The organism is Paraburkholderia aromaticivorans, assembly GCF_002278075.1.
GTDB lineage: Bacteria > Pseudomonadota > Gammaproteobacteria > Burkholderiales > Burkholderiaceae > Paraburkholderia > Paraburkholderia aromaticivorans.
Genome location: NZ_CP022989.1, coordinates 2758988 through 2772205, shown reverse-complemented (window position 1 = coordinate 2772205; position 13218 = coordinate 2758988). Strand labels below are relative to the sequence as shown.

Here is a 13218-nt window from a genome sequence, read left to right as displayed (position 1 = left end):
TTTGCACGTGGGTCAGCGCGTGCTGCGGTACTCGACCCAGTCGCCCGATCTGATTTCGGGCAAGCCCTTCACCGCATTCGGCGCAACGGGATAGAAGCGGCAGTTCACCACATTGCCATCAACTTTCACCATCACTTCGCGCGCGAGAAAACGATCCTCGACGCCCGGGTAGACCGCCTCGATTTCGTCGAGCACCGCGACCAGCTGGTCGTCGATTTCATAGACGTCGCCGATCACGTCGACACCGGCTTCGTCGACCACGAGGCCCGGGTACAGGCCGAAATCGAACAGATGGCCGCGGACCGTGGCGGTGCCGAGCAGATTGGGCGCGGCAATCTCGTTGCGCGCGGCCGCCTGGCTGATGTCGTTCACTTCACCGGCGCGCAATGTGCCGTATACAAAGACGGTCTGCATCGTCGTTTGCTCTCCTTGAATAGGGGCTCGGGTGACTCGTGATTCTGTTCGAGTTCGAGCCCGAGCCCTGGCTGAGGTTCAGTTCAATTCAGCGCCGCGCTCGCCACGAGCACGCCGTCGATATCCGCGTAAATCCATTCCCCGGGACGCACCAGCGCGCCGGGCAATTGCACCGCCACGCCACGCTCGCCGGTGCCGAGCTTCTGGCCGCGCCGCGGGCAGGTGGCCAAAGCCGCGATGCCGACGTCGACTTCATTGAGCTCCAGCGTATCGCGCACACAGCCGTTCAGGACGATGCCCGCCCAGCCGTTCTGTTGCGCGATCTGCGCGAGGTTGCCGCCCACCAGTGCGCAACGCAGGCTGCCGCCGCCGTCGACCACCAGCACGCGGCCCGCGCCCTGCTCTTCGAGCGTGGCGCGCACGAGCGCGTTGTCCTCGAATACCTTCAGCGTCACCGCTTCACCGCTGAAACACTCGGCGCGGCTAAACAGGTGAAAGACCGGCTCGAGCACGCGCAACGTGCCGAGCGCCAGTTGGTCCTCGTGCGCGTCGCACAAGTCCGTGGTGGCAAAGCTCATGGAGTTCTCCTCGGATGTGGGCATCGGGACATTATGCAACGCCGGCTGCCACGCAACACCTACAATGAGAAACCCGCGGCGGTTTGCCGTAGCGGGTTTCGCATGGCGGCGCCTTCGCATCACTTCTGGGTCCGCGCTTTTCGCGTTCCGTTATCGGGATCGATCTTCACCATGACTTCGTCCGTCGACACGGAGCTGTCGAGCTTCGTACGCTTTGCCGACATTCCGCCCGAGTTCCAGCCGACCGAAACGCATCCCATCCGCGTGCGCTCGCGGCAGATGCCCTCGGGCTGGCGCATCGCCCGTCACACGCATGCGTGGGCGCAGGTGGCCTATGCGTCGCGCGGCGTGCTGCGGGTCGCGACGACCGGCACCACGTGGATGGTGCCGCCATCGCGCGCAATCTGGGTGCCGCCGCATGTGACGCACGAAGTCGTCGCCGTCGAAGACGCATTCCTGCGCACGCTCTATATCTCCGAGAGCACGGTGCCGGCCGGGCTCGATACACCGCGCGTGGTCGAAGTCTCGGATCTGCTGCGCGAAGTGATCGCCGCGCTCGACACGCCGGGCATCTCGGCCACGCGCGAGCAGTTGCTCGGCGCGCTCGCACTCGACGAATTGACCCGCTCGGAACCGCTGCCGCTGTCGGTGCCAATGCCCAACGAAAAGCGCCTGCGCGCGCTGTGCGAAGCGGTGATCGCGGATCCGACGCATGGCGAGTCGCTCGAACAATGGGCGTCCAGCGTGGGCGCGAGCACGCGCACCATTGCGCGGCTGTTTCGCCAGGAGCTGGGGGTGAGTTTTTCGCAATGGCGCCAGCAGGCGATTCTGGCGCGCGCGATTCCGCTGTTGAGCCAGGGGCGGCCGCTCTCGCATGTCGCGCTGGAACTGGGCTATCAGAGTCAGAGCGCCTTCTCCGCGATGTTTCGCCGTGCGTTCGGCGAAAGTCCACGCGCGTTCATCGAGCGTGGCTCGGAACATCGCGTGGGAGATGGCGAGCATGGCGACACGGGGACGGATAGCGAGACCGCGGCGCAGGACCGCGCCGATGCATCGAGCGATACTGAACGCAGACTGAGCGGGTAAAGACCCGCGTATCGAACCCGATCTGCCAAACGCGCCGCCGGGGATCCGACGCCTCAGCCGCGGCAACCAATAGACAACTGAGCGGCAACTAAGCGGCAACTAAGCCGCAACTAAGCCGCAACTAAACCCGTCGTGCCAGATGACGGATTGCGCCGAGCTGCGCAAGACGTGGGCCGGTCAGCTTGTAGCCTTTGCGCTGATAGAGCCGTGCGGCGGGATTGTCGACGAATACCCGCAACTGCAACTCGCGCAGCCCACGCTCGCGGGCCCATTGATGCGAGACATCGAGCAGATACGTGCCGGCGCCGAGCCGGCGATGGCCTTCGGCAATCTGCACGTCGCGGATATGCAGCGAATCGCCCTCTTGCGTGATGCGCAGCACGCCGATCGGCGTGCCGTCCACCTCGAGAATGAAATTCTCCGACTCGCGCCAGCTGCCGAGAAACAGATCGCCACGCCAGACGAGATGGTGGCGACGATAGTAACCGCCCATGTTGTTGCGAGTCAGCGCCTCGGCGAACTCGAAATCGTCCATGCTGGCTTTGCGCAGGTGAAACGCCAACGGAGCTTCGGTGGGATCGAACATGGCGGAGCGACGGAGATGAGTCGGATCAACGGTAAAACAGGCCACGCCCGCTGGCAATGGCTGTTTGTCCCGAGCATACCCAGGCGCAATGGATAGCGGAATAAAAAAAGCCCACTTCTTTCGAAGTGGGCTTTCTCAAATCTGGCGGAGCGGACGGGACTCGAACCCGCGACCCCCGGCGTGACAGGCCGGTATTCTAACCAACTGAACTACCGCTCCAGATTTTCGCATGGCGGTTGATGAGACTGGCTCATTGACCGCTGCACCGTTCAAACTTCCAACCGAACGACGCCGATATGCTGGCGTCCCCTAGGGGATTCGAACCCCTGTACTCACCGTGAAAGGGTGATGTCCTAGGCCTCTAGACGAAGGGGACAACGTACTGCTTACACCTTTAATGAAAAAGCCCGTTCAAGTTTGGATGAACGGGCTTTGTCTGGCGGAGTGGACGGGACTCGAACCCGCGACCCCCGGCGTGACAGGCCGGTATTCTAACCGACTGAACTACCACTCCAGTCTTTACACCCTCGCTTGCGAGCGTCGGTTATTTCTCTGCAAGCTGCACTGCTTTACTGCCCACCGAGTTGAACTCGGAACACTAAAGCGACGCTGATGTTTGGCGTCCCCTAGGGGATTCGAACCCCTGTACTCACCGTGAAAGGGTGATGTCCTAGGCCTCTAGACGAAGGGGACATAATCTTTTCAGATCTGTCTTTATCTTGCTGCTAACTCCCGCCAACTTCCGTTTCGTCAGCAGCAAAGACCGATATTCTAACTACGTTACAACTGTTTGTGAAGTCTTTTTTGCTACAAGTTCCAGACTTCGGAACAACTTCACTCTGCTCTGATGGTGGAGGTAAGCGGGATCGAACCGCTGACCTCTTGCATGCCATGCAAGCGCTCTCCCAGCTGAGCTATACCCCCCTTGCAGAACAGAAACGAGATTCTAGAGGCCAATTTGCGCTTTGTAAATACCCTTTGAGCAATTGCATGCGACTTTTTTCACAAGTCACATGCAAACCCGCTCAAGGCATGGGCGAACGCGCTCAGGACAGCGCTTTTTCGATACGACCCACGACGACATCACGCCCGAACAGCATCAGAACGCTGTCGATGGACGGCGTATGCGTGGTGCCCGCCACCAGTAGACGCACCGGCATGGCCAACTGCGGCATCTTCAGCTTATGGGCGCCGAGCGTCGCCTTCAACGCGGCGGCGATTGCTTCCTTGGTCCACTCCACGGTCTTCAGCGCAGCGGCCAGATCGGCGAGCGCCGGGCGCACCACGTCGGTCACGTGTTGCGCGAGGGACTCGGCATCAGGCGCCGGCGTGCGATAGAACATCGCGGCGTTCCCGGCGATCTCCTTCACCGTCGATGCGCGATCCTTCAGCAAACCCACCACGGCTGTCAGATCGGCACCCTGAGCGAGCGCGGCTTCGTCGATACCCAACTCGGCGAAGAACGGCTTCGCCAACTCCGCGAGGCGCGCGTTGTCGGCTTCCTTGATGTAGTGCGCATTCAGCCAGTTCAGCTTGTCGTGGTCGTATTGGGCGGGTGACTTGCCCAGATGCTCCAGATCGAACCACTCGACGAACTGTTCCCGCGAGAAGATTTCCGCGTCGCCATGCGACCAGCCCAGACGCGCCAGATAGTTGACCACCGCCTCGGGCAGGTAACCGGCGTCGCGATAACCCATCACGCTCATCGCGCCGTGGCGCTTGCTCATCTTCTCGCCCTGCTCGTTCAGCACGGTCGGCAAGTGCGCATAGACCGGCGGCTCGCCGCCGAGCGCGCGCAGAATGTTGATCTGCCGCGGCGTGTTGTTGACGTGATCGTCGCCGCGAATCACGTGTGTGATGCGCATGTCCAGGTCGTCGACCACCACGCAGAAGTTGTAGGTCGGCGTGCCGTCCGGGCGCGCGATCACGAGGTCGTCGAGCTCTTCGTTCGAGATCTCGATGCGGCCCTTCACCGCGTCGTCCCATGCCACCACACCGTTGAGCGGGTTACGGAAGCGCAGAACCGGCTGCACGCCCGCCGGCGGCTCAGGCAGGACCTTGCCCGGCTCCGGACGCCAGGTGCCGTCATAGCGCGGCTTTTCGCCGGCTTCGCGCTGACGCTCGCGCAGTGCGTCGAGTTCTTGCGTCGACATGTAGCACGGGTACACCAGGCCCGCGTCCTGCATCTGCTTGAGCACTTCGCGGTAACGGTCCATGCGCTGCATCTGGTAGAACGGACCTTCGTCGAAATCGAGGCCGAGCCACGCCATGCCTTCCAGAATGGCGTCGACGGATTCGGTGGTGGAACGCTCGACGTCGGTGTCCTCGATCCGCAGCACGAAGGTCCCTTTCATCTTGCGCGCGAACGCCCACGGGTAAAGCGCGGAGCGAATGTTGCCGAGGTGGATGAAGCCGGTGGGACTCGGTGCGAAACGGGTACGAACGGAGGTGGTCATTAGCGGTTACTCGGAGGACGGGCGCCGGCGCCCGGGCGGATATCGCCCGTGAAGCGCGGCAGCGGAGCGCACCCATGCGGCGCACAGGCGCCGCGCATGGACACGAAGGAAATAAATGCGAGAGGCGAATTATACCTTCCGCACGCGGGTTGCCTGCCCTCGTCCGAACGGCCGATGCGCCCCGCGTGCCGCGCCTTGCGGGACCCGAGGACTGACTCTGCAACGTTTCATTACCGCGCCGCCGCGGGCGCCGAGCTTTGATTTATGATGTGCGCGCGCTGCGGCCGGAGTTGGATCCACAGCGCATGGAATCGCCGCCGGCGATCCTGCCGTCTGACTATCCGCCTGATCGCGGCCCGGGTGACGCCTGGCGCGTGGCCCGCGCCGTTGCTGGAGAACTCGTTGAAGCCCTCATCGCCCCGCCTTGCCCGCCGCAATTTTTCATTGGCCGCCGCCTCCGCGGTACTGGCCGCCTGCACCACGACCGGCGGCAAAACCGATAGCACGCCCGTCGCCGGCACGCCCCTCACGCCCGCCACGAATACGCCGCCGCTCGACAAGCCGCAGCGGCCGCTGCGCGTCGCGCTCGCGCTCGGCGGCGGCGCCGCGCGAGGCTTCGCGCACATCGGTGTGATCAAGGGGCTCGAGGCGCGCAATATCCAGATCGACCTGGTGGCCGGCACGAGTGCCGGCTCGGTGGTCGGCGCGCTGTACGCCTCGGGCATGAACGGCTTTGCGCTGAACAAGCTCGCCTTGACCATGGACGAAGCATCGATCAGCGATTGGGCCATGCCGTTTCGCACCCGCGGCTTCCTGCAAGGCGTCGCGCTGCAGAACTATCTGAACACCACGCTCAACAACCGCCCGATCGAGAAAATGGCCAAGCCGCTCGGCGTGGTCGCCACCGACCTGAAGAGCGGCCAGCCGATCCTGTTTCAGCGCGGCAACACCGGCGTCGCGGTGCGCGCGTCGTGCAGCGTGCCGTCCATTTTCGAGCCGGTGAAGATCGGCGGGCGCGAGTACGTGGACGGCGGCCTCGTCAGCCCGGTGCCGGCGTCGTTCGCGCGCAAGATGGGCGCGGACTTCGTGATCGCGGTGGATATCTCTCAGCGCCCGGAAAGCGGCCTGACGGCCAGCTCGTTCGACGTGCTGATGCAGACCTTCACGATCATGGGCCAAACCATCAAGGCCTATGAACTCGACAAATACGCCGACGTCGTGATCCGGCCGAACCTCGTCGCCATGAGCGGCAGCGATTTCTCCCAACGCAACGCCGCGATTCTGGCGGGCGAAGAGGCGGTGGCGAAGATGATGCCGGAGTTGCAACGCAAGCTGGCGGCGAGCCGCGCCGCGGCGTAAGCCGACCTGGGAGCGTGGCGCCCGGCGGTTTTGTCAGCCGCCGCTCAAATGCAAAAAGCCTGCTTCATTCGAAGCAGGCTTTTTTACACTGGAACCGCCGCCGAATGGCCCACAAACCGGCCCACAAACCGGTCCACCAATCGGGCCGCGCAATCCGTTACTGATTGCCGCCGATCGCCGCGTTCACACGCTTGCGCAGATCCTGGCCGTCCTGATAGGAGGTTTCGATCCGGCGGGCGCCCGTGAAGCGCTTTTCCCAGTAGCCGCTATCCATGTCGTCGACACGGATCGTGCTGCCGGTGGAAGGCGAATGCACGAACTTGTTGTCGCCGATGTAAATGCCCACGTGCGAGAACGTGCGGCGCATGGTGTTGAAGAACACCAGATCGCCCGGCTTCAGGTCGCTCACGCGAACCTTCTCGCCGACACGGCTCATTTCCTCGGCGCGGCGCGGCAACGCCATACCGAGCGTGTCCTGGAACACATAGCGCACAAAGCCGCTGCAATCGAGCCCGGAATCCGGCGTGTTGCCGCCCCAGCGGTAGCGCACGCCGATCATGTTCAGCGCGCCGACGACCACGTCGCCCGCTTTTCCGGCCATGCCGGAGAGGAACGATTTGGCGCCGCTCTCGCTATCCGGCGCGGTGGCTTGCGAACTGGGAGTGGTCAAAGAATTCGACCCGTTGGGGGTCGAATATAAGGCATTCTGATTGAAACTGCTTACTTCGTCGGCGAACGCGCCGGGAGCTGCTGCCATCAAGACGCCAATGAACATCCCGGCGACGACGCGCGTGCAAGCCTGGGTTAGGTTTCTGTGCTGCATTGGTCGGTATTTTTTGCCTAAAAATCAGAGAGCTACGGAAAAAGTTTGGTCGATACTAGCCAGTAAGTATTCACGTGTCAAAACAAATAGAAAAATTCAATCGAGACACGCACTCAATTGGTGAAAGGGTGAAAAATCAATGATCAAGCGCTGCTTTCAGTAGCTTTCGAGTGTACGGGTGCGCGGGTGTCGCAAAAATTTTCTCAACCTCGCCGGTTTCGACGATCGAACCGTTTTGCATGACCGCGACCCGATGCGCCATCGCCCCGATCACAGCCAGATCATGGCTGATGAATACGAAGCCCAGGTTGTACTTCTGTTGCAACCCGGCGAGCAGTTTGAGCACCTGCTGCTGGATGGAAACGTCGAGCGCGCTGGTCGGTTCGTCGAGGATCAGGATGCGTGGCTCCAGCACCAGCGCGCGGGCAATCGCAATCCGCTGACGCTGGCCGCCGGAGAACTCGTGCGGATAGCGTTGCAGCACCGTGCGGTCGAGGCCGACTTCGCGCAGCACGGCGATCACCTTGTCGCGCCGCGCTTGCGGCGTCATGTCCGGCCGGTGCAGCGCGAGCCCTTCACCGACGATCCGCTCGATGGTCTGGCGCGGCGAAAGCGAACTGAACGGGTCCTGAAAGACGACCTGCATGTTCGAGCGCAAGGCGGTCTGTTCGGCGCCGCGGTAGCTGCCGAGCGGCCTGCCCTGAAACTCGATCTCGCCATGCGTGGTGCGTTGCAGACCGAGCAACGCCATCGCCAGCGTCGATTTGCCCGAACCCGATTCGCCGACGATCCCGAGGGTCTCGCCCTGGCGCACCGACACATTCGCGTCCGCGACCGCGCGAAACCGCCCCGCGCGAAACCAGCCGCTGAAACCCGGCAGCTTCGTTTTGAAATCGACCGAGATCTCGCGCGCTTCGAGCAGCACCGGCGCGATCGGCAGCACGGGCACGACCGTGCGTTGCGGGCGGCTCGCCAGCAGACGTTGCGTGTACGGATGCTGCGGCGCCCCGAACACCTGTTCGACCGGCCCGCTTTCCACCAGAACACCCTTCTCCATCACCGCGATGCGTTGCGCGAAGTGGCGCACCAGATTCAGATCGTGCGTGATGAGCAGCACAGCCATGCCGCGTTTTTCCGCTTCGTCGCGTTGCAACTCGAGCAGCAATTCGACAATCTGCGCGCGAATCGTCACATCGAGCGCCGTGGTCGGCTCGTCGGCCAGCAGAAGACGCGGACGGCACGCCAGCGCCATCGCGATCATCGCGCGCTGACGCTGGCCGCCGGAAAGCTGATGCGGATAGCTGTTCACGCGCTTGCCCGGCTCGGCGATGCCGGTACGCCCCAGCAGCGCCACCGCGCGCTTGCGCGCCTCGTGCGCGCTCACGCCGTCATGCGCGACGATGGTTTCCGCGATCTGGTCGCCGACCGTATAGAGCGGATTGAGCGCGGTCATCGGCTCCTGGAAGATCATCGCGATATCGGAGCCGCGCATGCCGCGCATCTCGCGCTCGCTTTTGGCGAGCAGGTCCTCGCCGTCGAAATGGATCGAGCCGCTCACCTGCGCGTCGCTCAGCAGACGCAGGATCGACAGCGCGGTCACGCTCTTGCCCGACCCCGATTCGCCGACCAGCGCCACCCGTTCGCCGCGCTGGATCGCGAGCGTGACGTCGCTCACCGCGATGGTGCCGCCGAAGCTCACGTGCAGATGCTCCAGTTCGAGCAGCGGCGCCGCGGTCTGGGATACGTTGTTCTGCGGGCCGGCGCTCATTGATTGCCTCCGGCGCGCATGGCATCGGAGATGCGCGTGTCGAGCGCGTTGCGCAGCGCATCGCCCATGAAGGTCAGCAGCAGCAGCATCGCCACCAGCACGCCGAAGGTAGACAGCGAAATCCACCACGCGTCGAGATTCGCCTTGCCTTGCGCGAGCAGCTCACCGAGGCTCGGCGTCGGCGACGGCACGCCCAGACCCAGAAAGTCGAGGCTAGTCAGCGCGAGAATGGCCCCGCTCATGCGAAACGGCAGAAACGTGATCACCGGCGTCAGGCTATTGGGAAGGACATGCCGCCACATGATCTGCCAGTTCGACAGCCCCATCGCGCGCGCCGCGCGCACATAGTCCTGATGGCGATTGCGCAGAAACTCCGCGCGCACGTAGTCGGACAGGCCGATCCAGCCGAACAGCGAGAGCAGCACGATCAGCAGGATGAAGCCCGGCTCGAAGATCGACGAAAAGATGATCAGCAAATAAAGTTCGGGCATCGCGCTCCAGATTTCGATCAGGCGCTGCCCGACGATATCGATACGTCCTCCGAAATAACCCTGCACGGCGCCCGCCGCAATGCCGAAAATCGTACCGATCAGCGTGAGCACCAACCCGAACTCCACCGAGACGCGAAAGCCGTACAGAAGACGCGCGAACAGGTCGCGCCCGCGGTCGTCGGTGCCGAGCCAGTTGTCGCGCGACGGCGGCGCCGGGTTCGGCGCCTTCGAAAAGTAATTCAACGTATCGTAGTAATAGCGATTCGGCGGATACAGCGCGAAATTGCCCGGCGTGTCGAAACGCTGCTTGACATACGGATCGAGATAGTCGGCCGGTGTCGGGAAATCGCCGCCGAACGTGGTCTCTGCGTACGTCTTGAACATCGGGAAATACAGGTTGCCGTCATAGCGCACCACGAGCGGCTTGTCGTTCGACCACAGCGGACCCGCCAGGCTCGCCGCGAACGCCACGACGAACACGATCAGGCTCCAGTAGCCCAGACGCTGCTGGCGAAAGCGCTGCCACACACGGCGCGCGGGCGAAGGCGAGACGAACGCGCGCGCGGTTTCGGCGCGCGCCGACGCATCGGCGGAAAGACGGGCTCGATTCATCAGCGCTCCAGTTGTTCGAATTGGATGCGGGGATCGACCCACACATAGCAAAGATCGGAGATCAGCTTGGTCGCAAGACCGATCAGCGTGAACAGATACAACGTGCCGAGCACGACCGGATAGTCGCGCCGCACCACCGATTCGTACGACAGCAGCCCAAGGCCGTCGAGCGAAAACAGCGTCTCGATCAGCAGACTGCCGGTAAAGAACGCACCGATGAACGCCGCCGGGAAACCGACGATCAGCGGCAACAACGCGTTGCGGAACACGTGCTTCCACAGCACGCGCTTTTCCGACAGACCTTTGGCGCGCGCGGTCAGCACGTACTGTTTGCGGATCTCGTCGAGAAAGGCGTTCTTCGTCAGCATGGTGACCACCGCGAAACTGCCCACCACCGAGGCCGTGATCGGCAACGCGATATGCCACAGATAGTCGAGCACCTTGCCGGCGACACTCAATTGCGCCCAGTTGTCCGACGTGAGATTGCGCAGCGGAAAGAGTTGCAGGAACGTGCCCCCGCCGAACAGCACGAGCAGCAGCACGCCTAGCACGAAGCCCGGAATCGCGTAGCCGATCAGCACCACGAGGCTCGTCGCGACATCGAAACGCGAGCCGTTGCGGATCGCCTTGGCAATGCCGAGCGGCACCGATATCAGATAGGTCAGAAAGAACGTCCACAAGCCAATGCTGATCGACACCGGCAGCTTGGAGACGATCAGCGACCACACGCTTTGATGGCGGAAGTAACTCTGGCCGAGATCGAAAGTCGAGAAGCGCTTGAGCATCAGCCCGTAGCGTTCGAGCGGCGGTTTGTCGAAACCGTACAGCGCTTTCAGTTGCGCAATCTGCTGCGCGTCGACGCCGCTATGCGAGCGCAGGCCGAACGGCGCGCCGGTCTCCGCGCCTTTGCGCAACTCGTGCTGCATCTGCTCGACCGGACCGCCGGGGACGAACTGGATCACGGCGAAGGTCAGCGTCAGCACGCCGAGCAAGGTCGGAATCATGAGCAACAGACGTTTGAGGATGTAGCTCCACATGGCGGCGTTCCGGTGCGAAGGCGATGAATGAATGGCGCGTTAGCGCGGCTGGGCCTGGGCCTGGGCTTGCGGCTGCGGCTGGGCAAACCACCAGGTCGACGTGATCCAGCCTTCCGCTGAATAGTACAGGGGCAATGTTTCCGGCCACGCGAGGCCGCGCTTGAACGCCACCCGATGCGTCGCGCTGTACCAATGCGGCACCACATAGTAGCCATGCATCAGCACGCGGTCGAGCGCGTGCGTGGCGTCGATCAGTTGCTCGCGCGTCTGCGCATGCACGAGCGCGTTCAGGATGGCATCGACCGCGGGTGACTTCAGCCCGATCACGTTGCCGGAACCTTGCGTATCCGCCGCCTTGCTGCCAAAGCGCTCAATCTGCTCCGAACCGGGCACCTGCACGTCCGGCAGGCGAATCGTGGTGGTGTCGAAATCGAAGCTGTCCAGACGCTTCTGATACACCGCGAAATCCGACACGCGAAACGTGGCCTCGATACCGAGCTTCTGCAGATTGCGGATGAATGTCGCGACGATCGGCTCCATCTGCGCGGACGAGCCGGAGTCGTCGAGAATTTCGAAGCGGAACGGTTCACCTTTGGCGTTGCGCAAAGCGCCGTCGCGGTAGGTCCAGCCGGCCTGTTGCAACAGCGCGCGCGCCTGCAACAGATTGGCGCGCAGCGAACCGGGCGGGTCGGTGTCCGGTTGCTTCGGCGGCGGCCCGAACACCGCGGGGTCGAGCTTCGCGCGCCACGGTTCCAGCAACGCCAGCTCACCCGGCGAAGGCAGCCCCTTCGCCTGCAGATCGGTGTTGGCAAAAAAACTGTCGATACGCGTGTACTGATTGAAGAACAACTGGCGATTGAGCCACTGAAAGTCGAGCGCGAGATCGAGCGCCTTGCGCACGCGCACGTCCTGAAACAAGGGCCGCCTCGTATTCAGCATGAAGCCCTGCATGCCGGTGCCGTTATGTTGCGCAAACACGTGCTTGATGAGCTCGCCATTATCGAACTTCTTGCCGACATCGCGCCGCACCCAATTGCGCGCGACGTACTCGACCAACGCGTCGTACTCGCCGGCCTTGAACGCCTCCAGGCGCGCCGTGCTATCCGAATACAGCTTGTAGACGATGTGATCGAAGTTGTTGGTGCCGACCCGCACTGGCAACGCCGCGCCCCAGTAATTCGGGTCGCGCCGGTACGTGATCGTGCGGCCGTTGTCGTATTGCTCGATCAGGTACGGGCCGCTGCCGATTGGTTTTTCGAACGCCAGCTGGTCGAACGCAATCCGGCTGCCGTCCGGCTTCATCCCCCACTTGCGCGAGAACACCGGCATGCCGCCCGCCAGCAGCGGCAACTCGCGATTGCGCTGGTGAAACTCGAAGCGGATCGTGTGCGGGTCGACCACCACCGCGCGCGTGATCTCGCCGAAAATCGATGCGAATTGCGGCGCGGCCTGCGGGCTTTTCAGCGTATCGAGCGAAAACTTGACGTCGTCGGCGGTGACCGCATCGCCGTTCGAAAAGCGCGCGCGCGGATTGATGTGGAAGGTGACGGACAGGCCATCCGGCGCGATGCTGATGTCGTCCGCGAGCAGCCCGTAGGCGGACGCCACTTCGTCGCTGCTGCCGGTGGTCAGGCTTTCGAACATCAGGTCCACACCGGGCGCGGTATTGCCGCGCAGCGTGAACGGATTGAATTTATCGAAGCTGGTAAGACGGCTCGGATTGGCCAGCACCAGCGTGCCGCCTTTCGGCGCCTCCGGGTTGACGTAGTCGAAGTGCTTGAAATCCGCCGGATATTTCGGGTCGCCGTATTGAGCGATCGCATAGACCGCGTGCGCTCCCGGCGCCGCGAGCAAACCGGCCACGGCCAGCACGCCGCACATCATGGCAGCACAGGCGGAGCGCCGGGAACGCGGCGCAATCGCGAGGCCGGCGCGCGAGGGTCTGTGAATCACGCTGCACCAGGGTGCACGAGGCGTTGGAACCCGTCGCGAGCCGTTTGTCATAGGG

11 protein-coding genes and 5 tRNA genes are annotated in these 13218 nt (G+C 63.1%); 2 read left to right on the top strand and 14 right to left on the bottom strand.

The genetic code is table 11. The features are described from left to right. Positions 1-12 precede the first annotated feature (12 nt). Together CJU94_RS12695 and rraA are read right to left on the bottom strand one after the other, a co-directional pair. The gene (locus CJU94_RS12695) at positions 13-414 is read right to left on the bottom strand and encodes a gamma-glutamylcyclotransferase family protein (protein WP_095418972.1); all 402 of its coding nucleotides are present in this window, start codon (positions 412-414) and stop codon (positions 13-15) included. Positions 415-497: 83 nt separating this feature from the next. Then, positions 498-992, bottom strand: coding sequence for a ribonuclease E activity regulator RraA (rraA, locus tag CJU94_RS12690; RefSeq protein WP_095418971.1), 495 nt, complete (start codon positions 990-992; stop codon positions 498-500). Between the two features lie 171 nt (positions 993-1163). On the opposite strand from rraA, the gene CJU94_RS12685 reads away from it, so the two are divergent. Further along, positions 1164-2078 carry an AraC family transcriptional regulator gene (locus CJU94_RS12685; RefSeq protein ID WP_095420329.1) on the top strand — a complete coding sequence of 305 codons (915 nt, stop codon included), beginning with the start codon at positions 1164-1166 and terminating at the stop codon, positions 2076-2078. Positions 2079-2199: 121 nt separating this feature from the next. On the opposite strand, the gene CJU94_RS12680 is transcribed toward CJU94_RS12685, so the two are convergent. The 7 genes from CJU94_RS12680 to gltX form a co-directional block, all read right to left on the bottom strand. After that, positions 2200-2664 (bottom strand): GNAT family N-acetyltransferase, encoded by a 465-nt coding sequence (locus CJU94_RS12680; protein WP_095418970.1) that lies wholly within the window; start codon positions 2662-2664, stop codon positions 2200-2202. Positions 2665-2806: 142 nt separating this feature from the next. Next, a tRNA-Asp gene (locus CJU94_RS12675) sits at positions 2807-2883 on the bottom strand. Between the two features lie 81 nt (positions 2884-2964). Beyond that, a tRNA-Glu gene (locus CJU94_RS12670) sits at positions 2965-3040 on the bottom strand. A gap of 61 nt (positions 3041-3101) precedes the next feature. Further along, a tRNA-Asp gene (locus CJU94_RS12665) sits at positions 3102-3178 on the bottom strand. Between the two features lie 103 nt (positions 3179-3281). Then, positions 3282-3357, bottom strand: a tRNA-Glu gene (locus CJU94_RS12660). Positions 3358-3512: 155 nt separating this feature from the next. Next, positions 3513-3588: transfer RNA gene (locus tag CJU94_RS12655), tRNA-Ala, on the bottom strand. Between the two features lie 122 nt (positions 3589-3710). Beyond that, entirely contained in the window at positions 3711-5120 is a 1410-nt protein-coding gene (gene gltX, locus CJU94_RS12650) for a glutamate--tRNA ligase (protein WP_095418969.1), read from the bottom strand. A 267-nt stretch (positions 5121-5387) separates the two neighbouring features. On the opposite strand from gltX, the gene CJU94_RS12645 reads away from it, so the two are divergent. After that, positions 5388-6479, top strand: coding sequence for a patatin-like phospholipase family protein (locus CJU94_RS12645; protein WP_425272192.1), 1092 nt, complete (start codon positions 5388-5390; stop codon positions 6477-6479). A 157-nt stretch (positions 6480-6636) separates the two neighbouring features. On the opposite strand, the gene CJU94_RS12640 is transcribed toward CJU94_RS12645, so the two are convergent. The 5 genes from CJU94_RS12640 to CJU94_RS12620 form a co-directional block, all read right to left on the bottom strand. After that, a complete protein-coding gene (locus tag CJU94_RS12640) occupies positions 6637-7302 on the bottom strand; it encodes a C40 family peptidase (protein ID WP_095418968.1) in 666 nt (221 codons plus the stop codon). Between the two features lie 136 nt (positions 7303-7438). After that, positions 7439-9070 carry an ABC transporter ATP-binding protein gene (locus tag CJU94_RS12635; protein ID WP_095418967.1) on the bottom strand — a complete coding sequence of 544 codons (1632 nt, stop codon included), beginning with the start codon at positions 9068-9070 and terminating at the stop codon, positions 7439-7441. Next, positions 9067-10173 (bottom strand): ABC transporter permease, encoded by a 1107-nt coding sequence (locus tag CJU94_RS12630; protein ID WP_095418966.1) that lies wholly within the window; start codon positions 10171-10173, stop codon positions 9067-9069. The genes CJU94_RS12635 and CJU94_RS12630 overlap by 4 nt, the downstream gene beginning before the upstream one ends. Further along, positions 10173-11210: a microcin C ABC transporter permease YejB gene (locus CJU94_RS12625; protein ID WP_095418965.1), complete on the bottom strand. Its 1038-nt coding sequence runs from the start codon at positions 11208-11210 to the stop codon at positions 10173-10175. Before CJU94_RS12625 ends, CJU94_RS12630 begins: the two co-directional genes overlap by 1 nt. A gap of 39 nt (positions 11211-11249) precedes the next feature. After that, complete coding sequence (locus tag CJU94_RS12620; protein ID WP_095418964.1) at positions 11250-13214, bottom strand: extracellular solute-binding protein; 1965 nt, start codon at positions 13212-13214, stop codon at positions 11250-11252. Positions 13215-13218: the final 4 nt, after the last annotated feature.